Origin of the sequence: Streptomyces cyaneofuscatus, assembly GCF_033109485.1 — a bacterium.
Taxonomy (GTDB): domain Bacteria; phylum Actinomycetota; class Actinomycetes; order Streptomycetales; family Streptomycetaceae; genus Streptomyces; species Streptomyces cyaneofuscatus.
This window is the reverse complement of sequence record NZ_CP137002.1, coordinates 6,148,822-6,162,824: the sequence shown is the minus strand read 5'-3', so window position 1 is coordinate 6,162,824 and position 14,003 is coordinate 6,148,822. Positions and strand designations below refer to the sequence as shown.

General features: G+C 72.9%; 11 protein-coding genes and 1 pseudogene. 7 read left to right on the top strand and 5 right to left on the bottom strand.

The window, feature by feature from the left end:
- The first annotated feature begins 48 nt into the window (after positions 1 to 48).
- From R2B67_RS27140 to R2B67_RS27125, 4 genes are all read left to right on the top strand, one after another.
- Positions 49 to 1,125, top strand: coding sequence for a heme/hemin ABC transporter substrate-binding protein (locus R2B67_RS27140; RefSeq protein ID WP_317821715.1), 1,077 nt, complete (start codon positions 49 to 51; stop codon positions 1,123 to 1,125).
- A complete protein-coding gene (locus R2B67_RS27135) occupies positions 1,122 to 2,300 on the top strand; it encodes a FecCD family ABC transporter permease (protein ID WP_317821714.1) in 1,179 nt (392 codons plus the stop codon). The genes R2B67_RS27140 and R2B67_RS27135 overlap by 4 nt, the downstream gene beginning before the upstream one ends.
- Entirely contained in the window at positions 2,297 to 3,133 is an 837-nt protein-coding gene (locus R2B67_RS27130; RefSeq protein ID WP_317821712.1) for a heme ABC transporter ATP-binding protein, read from the top strand. The genes R2B67_RS27135 and R2B67_RS27130 overlap by 4 nt, the downstream gene beginning before the upstream one ends.
- Before the next feature lie 130 nt (positions 3,134 to 3,263).
- Positions 3,264 to 4,292 (top strand): SCO2278 family lipoprotein, encoded by a 1,029-nt coding sequence (locus R2B67_RS27125; protein ID WP_237325530.1) that lies wholly within the window; start codon positions 3,264 to 3,266, stop codon positions 4,290 to 4,292.
- Positions 4,293 to 4,394: 102 nt separating this feature from the next.
- Here R2B67_RS27125 and R2B67_RS27120 read toward each other — a convergent pair whose 3' ends face one another.
- Positions 4,395 to 5,141, bottom strand: a complete 747-nt coding sequence (locus R2B67_RS27120; RefSeq protein WP_317821711.1) for a bifunctional DNA primase/polymerase — start codon at positions 5,139 to 5,141, stop codon at positions 4,395 to 4,397.
- 152 nt (positions 5,142 to 5,293) lie between these two features.
- Positions 5,294 to 5,965 carry a TetR/AcrR family transcriptional regulator gene (locus tag R2B67_RS27115; RefSeq protein WP_317821710.1) on the bottom strand — a complete coding sequence of 224 codons (672 nt, stop codon included), beginning with the start codon at positions 5,963 to 5,965 and terminating at the stop codon, positions 5,294 to 5,296.
- A 273-nt stretch (positions 5,966 to 6,238) separates the two neighbouring features.
- On the opposite strand from R2B67_RS27115, the pseudogene ddaH reads away from it, so the two are divergent.
- A pseudogene (ddaH, locus tag R2B67_RS27110) lies at positions 6,239 to 7,075 on the top strand (dimethylargininase); the annotation flags it as partial.
- Here ddaH and R2B67_RS27105 read toward each other — a convergent pair.
- Positions 7,072 to 8,070: a small ribosomal subunit Rsm22 family protein gene (locus R2B67_RS27105; RefSeq protein WP_317821706.1), complete on the bottom strand. Its 999-nt coding sequence runs from the start codon at positions 8,068 to 8,070 to the stop codon at positions 7,072 to 7,074. The pseudogene ddaH and the gene R2B67_RS27105 sit on opposite strands and share 4 nt — an antisense overlap.
- Positions 8,071 to 8,296: 226 nt before the next feature.
- Between R2B67_RS27105 and R2B67_RS27100 the strand changes: the two genes are divergently transcribed.
- Complete coding sequence (locus R2B67_RS27100; protein ID WP_317821704.1) at positions 8,297 to 9,610, top strand: hypothetical protein; 1,314 nt, start codon at positions 8,297 to 8,299, stop codon at positions 9,608 to 9,610.
- Positions 9,611 to 9,759: 149 nt separating this feature from the next.
- Here R2B67_RS27100 and R2B67_RS27095 read toward each other — a convergent pair whose 3' ends face one another.
- Positions 9,760 to 11,181, bottom strand: coding sequence for a multidrug effflux MFS transporter (locus R2B67_RS27095; protein WP_317821702.1), 1,422 nt, complete (start codon positions 11,179 to 11,181; stop codon positions 9,760 to 9,762).
- Between the two features lie 89 nt (positions 11,182 to 11,270).
- Between R2B67_RS27095 and R2B67_RS27090 the strand changes: the two genes are divergently transcribed.
- Positions 11,271 to 12,266, top strand: coding sequence for a Gfo/Idh/MocA family protein (locus R2B67_RS27090; RefSeq protein WP_317824965.1), 996 nt, complete (start codon positions 11,271 to 11,273; stop codon positions 12,264 to 12,266).
- Positions 12,267 to 12,277: 11 nt separating this feature from the next.
- Here R2B67_RS27090 and R2B67_RS27085 read toward each other — a convergent pair whose 3' ends face one another.
- On the bottom strand, positions 12,278 to 13,969 hold the full coding sequence (locus R2B67_RS27085) for an alkaline phosphatase D family protein (RefSeq protein ID WP_317821700.1): 1,692 nt from the start codon (positions 13,967 to 13,969) through the stop codon (positions 12,278 to 12,280).
- Positions 13,970 to 14,003: the final 34 nt, after the last annotated feature.

Below are 14,003 nucleotides of genomic sequence, written 5' to 3'. Positions count from 1 at the left end.
CACACCTGAACCACTTTCACAGACCGCGGAACGACAGGACGGTGCCCCGTGCGCATCACGCAGGACTTCGGCCCGAGAGGCCCCCAGGGCCACGCCGGACGGCCGGTCCGCGGCCGGGCGGGCGCCGCCCTCACTGCCGCGATGGCCCTCGCCCTGCTGCTGACGGGCTGCGGCGAAGGCAACGATTCCGCATCGGCCGGGCCGAAGGGCGCCAAGAGCTCCGCCGACGCGGACCGGGTCGAGCCGCTGGCCGCCGCCCCCGCGCCGAAACTGCCGGTGACGGTGGACTCGGCGGACGGCACGAAGGTCACGGTCGACTCCACCGACCGGATCGTGCCGCTGACCGGGTCGCTGAGCGAGATCGTCTTCACCCTGGGCTTCGGAAAGCAGGTCGTCGCCCGGGACATCACCGCCACCTTCGAACAGGCCGAGAAGCTCCCGGTGGTGACCCGCGCCCACGACGTCTCGGCGGAGAGCGTGCTCTCGCTGAAGCCGACCGTCGTCCTCGCGGACACCACGACCGGTCCGAGCGAGGCGATCGACCAGATCCGCGACGCGGGCATCCCGCTGGTCGTCGTCGAGCCCGCCAAGGAGCTCGCCGATGTCGGACGCCGGATCGACACGGTCGCCGAGGTGCTCGGCGTACCGGCGGCCGGCACCGAACTGAAGAAGCGGACCGAGTCCCGGATCGCGGCCGTGCAGAAGACCATCCCGGACCACGCGGACGGCAAGAAGCCCCGCGTCGCCTTCCTCTATCTGCGCGGTTCGGCCTCCGTCTATCTGCTGGGCGGCGCGGAGTCGGGGGCGAGTTCGCTGCTGGAGGCGGCGGGCGCGGTCGACGCCGGCAAGACGTCCGGGCTGGACAAGGACTTCACCGCCATCACCAGCGAGGCGCTCGCCAAGGCCGCGCCCGACGCGATCCTGCTGATGAGCAAGGGGCTCGACTCGGTGGGCGGCATGGACGGTCTGGTGAAGATCCCCGGCATCGCGGAGACGCCCGCCGGGATGGACCGCCGGGTCGTCTCGATCGACGACGGCGTGCTGCTGAACTACGGCCCGCGCACCGACCGGGTGCTCGCCGAGATCGTCGAGCAGCTGTACCCGAAGGGCGGCAAGGGCCAGTGACCACCTCGTACGAGGAACGCACCGGGGAGCCGGAGTCCGCGGGCCCGGGGGCCGCAGGTTCGGACTCCGCGGGCCCGCGGACCGAGGTCGCCCTGACCAAGGAGGACCCCGGCGCGGCGGCCGGCCCGAAGACGGCCCCCAAGTCCCCGCGCAGCAAGGCGTTCGTGCTCACGGTCGGGCTCTCGCTCGCCCTGCTCGCCGGGTGTCTGCTCTCCGCCGCGATCGGCGCGTACTCCATCCCCATCGGGGACGTCCTCTCCTCGGTCCAGCACCGGATCGGCCTCGGCGGGCAGCCGCTGGACCGGGTCGGGGAGAGCGTCCTGTGGAACGTCCGGCTTCCCCGGGTCGTCCTCGCGCTGCTCGTCGGCGCCTCGCTCGGCTGCGCGGGCGCCCTGATGCAGGGCGTGTTCGGCAACCCGCTGGCCGAGCCCGGCGTCATCGGGATCTCGGCGGGTGCGGCGGTCGGCGCGGTCGCCTCGATCGCGCTGGGGCTCACCTTCTTCGGCAACTGGACCATCACGGTCTTCGCGTTCATCGCCGGTCTCGCCACCGTCCTGCTCGTCTACACGCTCTCGCGCTCGGGCGGCCGGACCGAGGTGGTGACGCTGATCCTCACCGGTATCGCCGTCAACGCCTTCGCGGGCGCGCTGATCGGGCTGTTCATCTTCTTCGCGGACAACGCGCAGATCACCCAGATCACCTTCTGGCAGCTCGGTTCGCTCTCCCAGGCGACCTGGCCCAAGGTGCTGGCGGTTCTGCCGTGCGCGCTGGCCGGACTGCTCATCGCCCCGTTCTACGCCCGCAAGCTGGACCTGCTGGCCCTCGGTGAGCGGCCCGCCCGCCATCTGGGCGTGGACGTGGAGCGGCTGCGGATCACGCTGGTGCTGGTGGTGGCGCTGCTGACGGCCGCCGCCGTCGCCGTGGCCGGGATCATCTCGTTCGTCGGGCTGCTCGTCCCGCACCTGCTGCGGATGGCGAACGGCCCCGGCCACCGCTTCCTGGTCCCGGGCAGCGCCCTGGGCGGCGCCCTGGTCCTGGTGGCGGGCGATCTCGCGGCCCGGACCGTGGCCGCCCCCGCCGAGCTGCCGCTCGGGGTGCTGACCGCGCTCTTCGGCAGCCCGTTCTTCTTCTGGCTGCTGCGCAGGACCCGTCGTAAGCAAGGTGGTTGGGCATGAGGACGCTGAGAGACCTGTTCGCGGTACGGAGCCGGGAGCTGCCCTCGCCCGTGGCGCCCGGCTCCGCCGCCGTCGAGGCCACCGGGGTCTCGGTCCGGCTGGGCGGGCGGCAGGTGCTGGATGCCGTCGACATCGCCGCGCACGCCGGTGAGGTGGTGGCGCTGGTCGGGCCGAACGGGGCCGGCAAGTCCACGCTCCTGGCCGCGCTCGCCGCCGACCTGGCCCCGGGGAGCGGTGAGGTGCGCATCGGCGGGCGCCCGGTCGGCGAGTGGACCGCGCCCGAACTGGCCCTGCGCCGCTCGGTGCTGCCGCAGTCCGCCGTGCTCTCCTTCCCGTTCCCGGTGGAGGACGTCGTACGGATGGGGCGGGCGCCCTGGGCCGGTACGGAGCTGGAGGACGAGGACGACACGGCCGTGGCGGCGGCGATGGCGGCCACCGAGGTGACAAGGTTCGCCGCGCGCCCGTTCTCCGAGCTGTCCGGCGGTGAGCGGGCCCGGGTGGCGCTGGCCCGGGTGCTGGCGCAGCGGGCCCCGCTGATGCTGCTGGACGAGCCGACGGCCGCCCTGGACCTGCGCCACCAGGAGCTGGTGCTGCGGATCTGCCGGAAGCGGGCCGCCGCCGGGGACGCGGTGGTGGTGGTCCTGCACGATCTGGGGCTGGCAGCGGCGTACGCGGACCGGGTGGCCGTGCTGCACGAGGGGCGGATCGCGGTGGTGGGGCCGCCTCGGGAGATCTTCGACGGGGAGCTGCTCGGCGAGGTGTACCGGCAGCCGGTGGAGGTGTTCCCGCATCCGCGTACGGGGGCCCCGCTGGTCGTTCCCGTACGCCCCTGAGTCGTGGTTGTCGACGCCCGAACACCGGGCCCTGGGCCCCGCCAGGTCACGGTGTGGACGCTGTAACCGGACCACGCCCGCACGCCGTTCGCCGCCCCGGTAGGGTTTCGACGGTCAGTGCGGGCGACGGATGCAGAAGGCGCAGAAGCAACGGATGACGACACCCTCCAGGGCGGGCCGGCTGACGGCGGCGCTCGCCACGGCGACGGTCCTGTGCGTGACCGCGAGCGGCTGTGTGACCGTGCACGGCGAGCTGGAAGTGCTGCCGGGGGCGACGGAGTCCGAGGCCGCCCAGGCCCTGACGGACTTCATCACCGCCTACAACGCGGCGGACAAGGCGTACGATCCGGCGCTGGACGCGGACCGGGTGACGGGCTCGCTCGGGGCGATCAACCAGGCCGGGCTGAAGGCGCGGCAGACGTACAGCCCCGGCGGCAACAAGGCGCACAAGCCGCTGGAGTTGACGGACGCCACCTACATCATCCCGAAGAAGGCGGGCTGGCCGCGCTGGTTCCTGGCGGACACCGACTCCAACCGGGACGAGGACGGCGGGAAGCTGGACACCCGCTGGCTGGTGGTGTTCGTACGGAGTGGCCCCGGCGCGCTGTGGAAGGCGTCCTATCTCGGGGTCGTCCCGCCGTCCCAGGTGCCGGAGTTCACCCGGGACAAGGACGGGCTCGCCACGCCGGTGGAGCCGCAGAGCGGTGAACTGACCGTTTCCCCGGCCGACTTGAGCATCGCGTACACGGAGTACCTGCAGAAGGGCACCCCGGACGTCTTCGCCCCCAGCACGGCGACCTCGCAGTGGCGCGAGACGCGCCGGACGACCCGGCGGGCCGGGTTCTCGTACCAGTACATCGACCAGCCGCTGACCGGCTCCACGTTCGGGCCGCTCGGGCTGCGCACCGAGGACGGCGGGGCGCTGGTCTTCTTCAGCAGCAAGCACTTCGAGCGGCAGGTCACGGCGAAGGGGCTGAAGCCGGAGGTCAACGCGGATGTGGAGGCGCTGATGACCGGCGAGGTCACCAACAGCCTCACCAAGGAGCGGATCTCCAGCCAGCTGGTCCATGTGCCGGCGCGCGGGCAGAGCTCCGACTCCGGCGGCCGGGTGCGGATGCTGAACCGGCTGCCGGGTCTGGTCGCGGCGAAGGGCGAGTAGGAGAGGGCCCTTGCTCCCGGCCCCCTCTCCCCCGGTAACAGGTCAGCCAGTAACAGCTCAGCCGGTATCAGCTCAGCCGGTGACAGCTCAGACGGTGACAGCTCAACGACTCAGCGGCCAGGCGATCGAGTCGTGGTCCAGCTCGCTCTGCTCGGCGCTGCCCGCATAGCGCGCGCAGGCGTCGGTGAGCGTCTCCAGCAGGGTCAGCGGGTCGGGCAGCTCGTGCTCGGGGCCGCGCACCCAGTGGACGTCGAGCTCACCGGGAAGCCGGGCGGGCGGCAGGAGGACGTAGCTGCCGCGGCAGTGCCAGCGCAGGCCCGGGTGGGCGTCCATGGTCTCGGGGTGGCAGTCCAGCTCGCAGGGCCACCACTCGTCCTCGTCCTCGGGGGTGCCGCGGGTGGCGGTGAAGAAGAGCATCCGGTCCTCGCCGGACTGGGCGACCGGGCCGACGTCGATGCCCGCCGCGAGAAGACGCTCCAGGGCGCTGCGGCCGGCGGTGAGCGGGACGTCCAGCACGTCGTGGATCATGCCGGTCGCGGTGATGAAGTTGGCCAGCGGCTGGCTGCGGGCCCAGCGCTCGATCTGGGCACGGTCGGTGGTCGACTGCGTCTGCCAGGCGAAGGAGATGGGGTGCCGGGCGGGGGTGGGACAGCCGATGCGTTCGCACGAACATCGGTATCCGAGGGGGTGGGCGGCGGGGGCGACGGGCATGCCCGCGTCGGCGACCGCCAGGAGCAGCGCCACTCGGGCGGTCTCATCGGCTTCGGCCCCCGGTGATTTGGGACGTCGCCGCAGCCACTGGGAGATCCTGCTCTCTGTGCCGCGGAAACGGCCGGAATCGGCGCCCATCTATCCCCTCACCTCAGCATTTCACCTCAGCGTTGCCTCTCCATCGTCGCACCATCCGGCGGCGGGGGTGGCCAGAGTTCACCAGCGGGCCCGTGTACCACTGCACCGAGTGAGCACCATCACTTCCGATGTCGCCACATAACGGATAAGGATCATGAGCGAGGGGCCAGCCCGCCGAGGGCGTAGTCGACGATCGTGTCGGCGTACGCATGGGTGAGCGGGAGGGTCCTGAGCAGCCAGCGGTGGGTCAGTGGCGCGATCAGGAGCTCCAGGGCGATCCGCGGGTCGGCGTCGGGCCTGAGCTGTCCGGCCTCCTGTGCGGCCCGCAGCCGTGTGACATACAACGCGAGCTGCGGGTCGAGCAGCTTCTCGACGAATTCGGCGCCCAGTTTCGCGTCGACGATGCCCTCGGCGGTCAGTGCCCGGGTGGGGGCCTCCATCAGCGGGTCGTTCAGCTCGTCGACGGTGGCCCGGAGGACGAGCTTGAGGTCGGCGGCCAGGTCCCCGGTGTCGGGGATGCCGTACTCGGCGGCACCGGCCTGCGGGTCCGTGCCGTCGGCGTGGCCGCCCGTGCCGCCGGCCTGCGGGGCCGCCTCCTCGGCGGCGCGGGCGGCCAGGTCCAGGAAGGCCTCCATCAGGACGGCCGCCTTGGAGGGCCACCAGCGGTAGATCGTCTGCTTGCCGACCCCGGCGCGGGCGGCGATACCCTCGATCGTCGTACGCCGGTAGCCGCTCTCGCCGACGAGGGCCAGGGCGGCGTCGTAGATGGCCCGGCGGGAGCGGTCGCTGCGGCGGCTGGAGTCGGGTGCCTTGTGGGGTGCCATGCGGCCAATCTAGCGCTGGACAAGCCGATACGTATCGTCTTGCCCGGATCCCGTGCCCCGCATTCCGTGCCCGGGCGGCTTCCGTGCCCGGGCGGCTTCCGTGCCCGGGCGGCTTCCGTGTCCGGGCGGCTTCCGTGTCCGGGCGGCCGGAAGATGGCCCCGGCAGGACGATCCGATGAACCACCCGATCGGTCCACTGCGGATCTCGCCCGCACGGCGCACCATGGGCTCACGCGCAGACCGTGCGCATCCCACCGTTCCGCGGCCCCGGCCGCCGTTCGCGAGGAGCCCCAGTTGAACCGTGACGCCATCCCTCGTCGCTACCTGATGTGCGCCCCGACGCACTTCCGGGTCACCTACTCCATCAACCCGTGGATGGACCCGTCCAAACCCGTCGACCTGCCGCTGGCCCAGACCCAGTGGGAGGACCTGCGCGACCGCTACCGCGCCCTCGGCCACACCGTCGAGCTCCTCACCCCCCGCCCGGACCTGCCGGACATGGTCTTCGCGGCCAACGGGGCCACGGTGATCGGCGGGCGGGTGCTCGGCGCCCTGTTCGCGTACCGGGAGCGGTTCGAGGAGGCCGAGGCCCACCGCGAGTGGTTCCGGGAGAACGGCTTCACCGACATCCGGGAGCCGGACCACGTCAACGAGGGCGAGGGCGACTTCGCGGTCACCGCCTCCTACCTGCTGGCCGGGCGCGGCTTCCGCTCCAGCCCGCTCTCGCACGACGAGGCCCAGGAGTTCTTCGGGCTGCCGGTCATCGGCCTCGATCTGGTGGACCCGCGCTACTACCACCTGGACACCGCGCTGTGCGTGCTGGACGCGGCGGCGGACGAGATCATGTACTACCCGGACGCCTTCTCCCCCGGCAGCCGGGCCGTCCTGCGCCGGCTCTTCCCGGACGCGCTGCTCGCCCGGGAGGCGGACGCGGCGGCGTTCGGCCTCAACTCGGTCAGCGACGGCCGCCACGTCCTGCTGCCCCAGGCCGCGACGGGGCTGCTGGATCCGCTCCGGGACCGGGGCTTCGAGCCGGTCCCGATGGACCTGGGCGAGCTGCTCAAGGGCGGCGGCAGCGTGAAGTGCTGCACGCAGGAGCTGCGGGGTTAGCCCTCCCCGCCCTCCGGCGGCCAGGGATCGCCCCAGGCGATGTCCCTGGCCGCCCGGTACAGCTCGCCGTGGCGCTTGGTGACCGTGGAGCGGGACAGGCCCTCGTCGCGGGTGCAGAGCTCCAGCAGGACCTGGCCCTTGCGGAGCTGTGGCTTGCGGGTGATCCGGGCGGGCGCCGGGGTGGCGGGGAAGCGGGTGGCGACGACGTAACTGAACTTCTCGTCCTCGTGGCTGAGCGAGCCGCCCTTGACCTGCCGGTGCAGCGAGGAGCGGCTGACCCGGGCCGAGAAGTGGCACCAGTCGGTGCCCGGGGCGATCGGGCAGGCGTCGTCGTGCGGGCAGGGGGCGGCGATCCGCAGCCCGGCGGCGATCAGCCGGTCGCGGGCCTCGATGATCCGGCCGTACCCGTCGGGGGTGCCGGGCTCCACGATCACCACGGCCTGCCCGGCCCCGGCGGCCGCGTCGACCAGCCCGGTCCTGGCCTCGGGGGTCAGCTCCTTGAGTACGTAGCTGACGGTGACCAGGTCCGCCGGTGCCAGCTCCAGCGCCGCGCCGATCCGGGCCCGCTCCCAGCGGGCCTCCCGCAGCCCCGGCACCCCGGATGCCTCGGCCAGTTCGCGGCCCAGGGCGAGGGCGGGCTCGGCCCAGTCCAGGACGGTGGTCGCCGCCCCTTCCCAGGCCCCGGCCACCGCCCAGCTCGCCGCTCCCGTGCCGCCGCCGACATCGGTGTGGGTGGCGGGCGCCCAGTCGGGCGCGGCCCCGACGAGGGCGTCGAGGGCGGACCGTACGGCTTCGAAGGTGGCGGGCATCCGGTACGCGGCGTACGCGACGACGTCGGAGCGGTCCCGCAGGATCGGGGCGCCGGTCGGGGTCTCCCCGCGGTAGCTGGCGATCAGCCGGTCGACGGCCTGCGCGGCCTGCTTCGGCGGCAGCCCGTCGAGCAGCCCGGCCAGGGCCGCGCGCAGGGACTGGGCGGTGGGGAGGGTGACGTTCACCGGCGAATTGTAGGCGGCGGGGGAAGCCTCGGCCGCCTTCCGCTCGGCCCGGGCCGGGAGGGGTACGGGGTCCCCGCGGCGGGTCCGCGTCACCGGTCCGGAACAGGTTTTCCGCGAACTCCACGCGGTCAGAAGGTGGTTGCTACGCTGGCCCGCGCGAGATCGGGAAGAGGCCGGAAGAGACCGGAAGAGGCCACGAGACCGGGTTCGGTCCATCGGGGGAGCCATGAGACAGAAGGCCGTGCGGCTGACCCTGGTCGGCGGGGTGGTCTTCCTCGCCCTGCTCCTCCTCCTGGCCACCTGCGGCGGCAACCCGGAGAGCCAGGGAAAGAAGGACGCCGTCCCGGTGAAGCGGGTCATGCCGAGCGCGGGGCCGGTCACCCGGCTCACCGTCCCGCCGCAGTACGCCACCGACCGGGGCTGGGAGATCATCGGCTCCTCCCCCGAGGTCGCCGTCTCCCACGCGACGGGCCGCCTCGCCTACCTGGAGCGGCTGAACGGCGACCGGTACCGGCTGCGCACCGTCGACACCGCCACCGGGAGGCTGGGCTGGCAGGGCCAGGCCTGGCGGCCGCCGGACCCGCTGCACTACCCGAGGCTCGCCACGGTCACCGCGGGCGACCGGCAGTACTTCGTGACCTGGTCGTACGGGAAGGCCGGCGACGGGCTGACCCCGGCGTCCACCTTCGTCTCCCTCGACGTGTACGACGTGACGGACGGCGCCCGGCAGCGCGTCGAGGTGCCGTGGTCCGGCGCCCCGGACGTCGACACGAACGGCCCGGAGATCGTGATCAGCGACGGCAAGGCCAACAGCACGCTGGTCGACCCGATCACGGGCACGGTCTCCGAGCTGAGCGCGGACGAGCTGAAGTACCCCAAGGGCTGCCCGGCCTGCAAGCAGCTCACCGAGGTGTACGGGCAGACGGCGGCGGGCCTGCTCGTCGGCGGGGCCCGGGAGTTCTGGGTGCGCGGCGGCTGGTTCAGCCGGAACGTGGCGCCCCGGGGCGCCGACCGGGGCAGCGGCGTGGTGACGTCGGTGGCCGGGGACCGGGTGCTGGCGAAGTGGGCCCTGGGGAAGAAGGCCAAGCGGGCGGCCACCCACGAGCTGTGGACGGTGCACGACACGGTGACCGGCAAGCCGCTGGTCTCGGTCGAGTGCCACCGGCCCGCCATAAAACCGGGGCGCTACCCGCAGGCCGTCCTCTCCCCCTCGGGCGACCACCTGATCGCCGGGAACCTGGCCTTCGACCTGGCGGGCGGCCGGGGCCACTGCTTCGAGGAGGAGGACGGCTCCAGCCATCTGGCGCTGGCCTCGGTGACGGACGACGGGATCGCGTACGGGGCGGAGAACGCGCGCGACGCCTCGGAGGCGCTCTCCGGGGGCGGGCTGCCAGTCGCGGTGGACTTCGCGGACTGGACGGTCGAGCAGCTGTCGCGCAACGCCCGGCTGCCGGGTCTGGAGACGACCGGGGTCGGGGTGTTCCGCTGGACGGACCGGCAGGAGCGGACGCGGCTGATCGGGTATCCGCGTACGGACTGATGCGCAGGAGCGGACGCCGCTGATCGGGTACCCGCGTACGGACTGATGCGCAGGAGCGGACGCCGCTGATCGGGTACCCGCGGACCGACCCCGCAGGAGCGGACCCGGCTGATCCGCAACCCGCCTACGGACCGACCCGCCGCAGCGGGCTACAGCCCGCCGGCCTCGCGTCCCGCCCGCTGCCACGGCCGGCACAGCCCGAGGAAGCAGCCCACCGCCGCCACCGCGCACACCACCTGCACGACCGCCATCGGCACGGCCGTGTCCTCGCCCGCGATCCCGACCAGCGGCGAGGCGATCGCCCCGATCAGGAACGAGGACGTGCCGAGCAGCGCGGAGGCCGAGCCCGCCGCGTGCTTGGTCCGCATCAGCGCCTGGGCGTTGGTGTTGGGCATCGCCACACCCATCGCCGACATCAGCACGAAGAGCCCGGCCGCGATCGGCACGAGCCCGACCTCACCGAACACACCCGTGGTCATCAGCAGCAGCGCCACCGCCGCGAGCACGATCACGGCGAGACCGAAGCCGAGCACCTTGTCCAGGCTGATCCGGCCCACCAGCAGCTTGCCGTTGATCTGGCCGACGGCGATCAGGCCGATCGAGTTGAGGCCGAACAGCAGGCTGAAGGTCTGCGGCGAGGCTCCGTAGATCTCCTGCACGACGAAGGGGGACGCGGAGATGTAGGCGAACAGGACGGCGAAGGCGAGCCCGCCGGTGATCATGTAGCCGGCGAAGACCCGGTCCGCGAGCAGCCCGCGCATCGTGCGCAGGGCGTCGGTGACCCCGCCCGTGTGGCGGCTGCCGGGCGGCAGGGTCTCGTGCAGCCACCGCCAGACGACGAGGGTGAGCACGATGCCGACGCCGGTCAGGACGACGAAGATGCCGCGCCAGTCGGTGAACCGCATCACCTGGCCGCCGATCAGCGGGGCGATGATCGGGGCGACGCCGGAGATCAGCATCAGGGTGGAGAAGAACCGGGCCATCTCCACGCCGTCGTAGAGGTCGCGCACCACCGCCCGGGCGATGACGATGCCCGCGGCGCCCGCGAGTCCCTGGAGGAGGCGGAAGCCGATGAGGAGTTCGGCGGAGGGGGCGAGCGCGCAGATCGCGGTGGCGATGACGTAGACGACCATGCCGAGGAGCAGCGGCCTGCGGCGGCCCCACCGGTCGCTCATCGGTCCGACGACGAGCTGGCCGAGCGCCATTCCGGCCAGGCACGCGGTCAGTGTGAGCTGGATGGTGGCGGCGGGGGCGGCGAGGGAGTCGGTGACCGCGGGGAGCGCCGGGAGGTACATGTCCATGGAGAGCGGCGGCAGGGCGGTGAGCCCGCCGAGGACCATGGTGACCAGGAATCCGGTGCGCCGTGCGGCCTTGACGGCGGGGGCGGTGAGGCCGCCTGCCTCCGGGGCCGCCGGGAGGCCGGCGGGGGCGGTGACCTGCGGGGCACCCGGGTCGACGGAGAGGGCGCCGGCGTCCCCGCGCGGGGTGAGCGGCGCGCTGTCGGTTCCGGGACCGGTCCCGGAGGTGGGTATGTGTTCTCGCTGGGCCCGGCTGCCGCCGCTGTCCGGCATTCTCGTCTCCACATCGTTGAATCCGCATCTATGCTCTCAGCTCGGCCGGAGTGGTCGATACCTTTTTCGGGCTGGGCGGGGTGGCGGGCATGGGCGAGACGGTGCGCTGGGGTGTTCTGGCGACGGGCGGCATTGCCGCGACCTTCACGGCGGACGTACAGGCGCTGCCGGGCGCCGAGGTGGTGGCGGTCGCCTCGCGTACGGAGGCCTCGGCGCGGGCCTTCGCCGAGCGCCACGGGATCGCCCGGGCCTACGGGAGCTGGGCGGAGCTGGTCGCCGACGACGCGGTGGACGTGGTGTACGTGGCCACCCCGCACTCGGCGCACCACGCGGCGGCCGCGCTCGCGCTGAAGGCCGGAAAGCATGTGCTGTGCGAGAAGGCGTTCACGCTCAACAGCCGGGAGGCCGAGGAGCTGGTGGGCCTCGCGCGGGACCACAACCTCTTCCTGATGGAGGCCATGTGGACCTACCTCAACCCGGTGGTCCGCCGGCTGACCGAGCTGGTGCGGGACGGGGCGATCGGCGAGATCCGTACCGTGCAGGCGGACTTCGGCTTCGCGGGCGACTTCGCCCCCGGCCACCGGCTGCGCGACCCGGACCTGGGCGGCGGGGCGCTGCTGGACCTGGGTGTCTACCCGGTCTCCTTCGCCCACCTCCTCCTCGGTGAGCCGGACCGCATCCAGGCCGACGCGCTGCTCTCCCCCGAGGGCGTCGACCTGAACACGGGCATGCTGCTGGGCTGGGAGTCGGGCGCGACGGCGCTGCTCTCCTGCTCGATCGTCGGCCACCACCCGACAGCGGCCACCGTCATCGGCACGGAGGGCCGGATCGATCTCCCGCGCGACTTCTTCCACCCGGACCGCTTTGTACTGCACCGGCCCGGCAAGGAGCCGGAGACGGTCACCTCGGGGCCCGGGCCGGAGGGCCTGTCCGGCATGCAGTACGAGGCGGCCGAGGTGATGCGCGCGGTCCGGGCGGGTGAGACGGAGTCCCCCCTCGTACCGCTGGAGGGCACCCTCTCCGTGATGCGGACGCTCGACGCGGTACGGGACCGCATCGGCGTCCGCTACCCGGCGGACCAGTGAGCTGACACCCCCTAGGCCGGTGTCAGCCCCGGGTTCCCCGCCTCGGTGACGAAGGAGGCGGCGGTGGTGACCGGCGCTCCGGGGGTGGTGACGGCGGACACCGTACGGAAGTCGGCGCGCGCCTCCTTCTCCGTGAGGGTGACGACCGCGTAGCCGCGCCGCCCGTTGTAGTGCTTCATGTGCGGGTTGGCGCGGGTCTGGTTCTCCCAGTTGGCGGGCCGCTCCGCGCCGTCCTTGCCGCTGGAGATGGACGTGGTGACGATCTCGGTTCCGACGGTCCGGGAGGCGGGGTCGGCGAAGTCCTTCTTCAGGTCGAAGGCGTACGAGACGTGCACGTCACCGGTCAGCACCATCAGGTTCTCCACGCCCGCCGACTCCGCCCCGGCGAGCACCCGCTGCCGGGAGGCCGGGTAGCCGTCCCAGGCGTCCATGGAGAGCTTGTACGCGGCGGTCGGCACATCGCGTCGCTCGGCGAAGGTGACCTGCTGCGGCACGACGTTCCAGGTGGCGTCCGAGGCGCGCCAGCCGTCGATCAGCCAGCGCTCCTGGGCGGCCCCGGTCATCGTCCGCGTCGGGTCCTCGGACTCCGGGCCCGGGGTGCGCCAGCCGTCCCCGTACGCCTGGTCGCTGCGGTACTGGCGGGTGTCGAGGATGTCGAACTGGGCGAGCCGGCCGAAGGTGAGGCGGCGGTAGAGGCGCATGTCGGGGCCGGTGGGGCGCTGCGGGGTGCGCAGGGGCTGGTTCTCCCAGTACGCGCGGTACGCGGAGGCCCGCCGCAGCAGGAACTCCTCGGGCGGGACGTCGTTCTCGGGGATGTCGCCCGCGTAGTTGTTCTCGGTCTCGTGGTCGTCCCAGGTGACGACGAAGGGGTGGGCGGCGTGGGCGGCGCGCAGGTCCGGGTCGGACTTGTAGAGGGCGTAGCGCAGCCGGTAGTCCTCCAGGGTGACCGTCTCGCGGTTGTAGTGGGCGGGGAGGCGGCGGTCGGTGTAGTTGCGGGCGCCGCCGGTGGCGGTGACGGCGTACTCGTAGAGGTAGTCCCCGAGGTGGAAGACCACGTCGACGTCCTCGGCGGCGAGGTGGCGGTGGGCGGTGAAGTACCCGTCGTGGTACGCCTGGCAGGAGACGGCGGCCAGGGTGAGGGAGCTGTTACGGGTCCCGGCGGCGGGCGCGGTGCGGGTGCGGCCGGTCGGGCTGGTCCAGCTGCCGGTGCGGAAGCGGTAGAAGTAGCCGCGGCCGGGGTCGAGTCCCTGGACGTCGGCGCGGACGCTGTGGGCGAACTCCGCGTGGGCGGTGACCGATCCGCGCCGCACGATGCGGCGGAATCCCTCGTCGTGGGCGAGCTCCCAGGCCACCTGGACGCGGCTCGCCGGGAGGCCGCCTGCGGGCTCGTAGGGGCGGGGCGCGAGCCGGGTCCAGATGAGGACGGAGCCGGGGAGCGGGTCGCCGGAGGCGACGCCGAGGGTGAAGGGGTTCTCGGTGATCCGGCGGGCGTCCAGCTCGGCGGCGCTCGCCGTGCCGACGGCGGGCAGGTTCATCGTGAAGGCGAGCGCGGCGACGGCTCCCGCCCCGGTGAGCAGCCGGCGGCGGTCCAGGCCTCCGGGCCGGGATAAGGGGCCGGTGGCGGTGGTGAGTTCGGCGGATCGGACGGTTCGGACGGTTCGGACACCCTGGCCGGGCGCCGTAGAAGTCTGTGCGGCTGTCATATGCCCCTCGCTTGCCGGATGCTGCCGGATGCTG

Coding starts and splice junctions, on each gene's coding strand:
- R2B67_RS27115 (WP_317821710.1), bottom strand. CDS start 5,965: ATGGCACCCCACAAGGCACCCGACTCCAGCCGCCGCAGCGACCGCTCC.
- R2B67_RS27100 (WP_317821704.1), top strand. CDS start 8,297: ATGAGACAGAAGGCCGTGCGGCTGACCCTGGTCGGCGGGGTGGTCTTC.
- R2B67_RS27095 (WP_317821702.1), bottom strand. CDS start 11,181: ATGCCGGACAGCGGCGGCAGCCGGGCCCAGCGAGAACACATACCCACC.
- R2B67_RS27090 (WP_317824965.1), top strand. CDS start 11,271: ATGGGCGAGACGGTGCGCTGGGGTGTTCTGGCGACGGGCGGCATTGCC.
- R2B67_RS27085 (WP_317821700.1), bottom strand. CDS start 13,969: ATGACAGCCGCACAGACTTCTACGGCGCCCGGCCAGGGTGTCCGAACC.
- R2B67_RS27125 (WP_237325530.1), top strand. CDS start 3,264: ATGCAGAAGGCGCAGAAGCAACGGATGACGACACCCTCCAGGGCGGGC.
- R2B67_RS27120 (WP_317821711.1), bottom strand. CDS start 5,141: ATGGGCGCCGATTCCGGCCGTTTCCGCGGCACAGAGAGCAGGATCTCC.
- R2B67_RS27130 (WP_317821712.1), top strand. CDS start 2,297: ATGAGGACGCTGAGAGACCTGTTCGCGGTACGGAGCCGGGAGCTGCCC.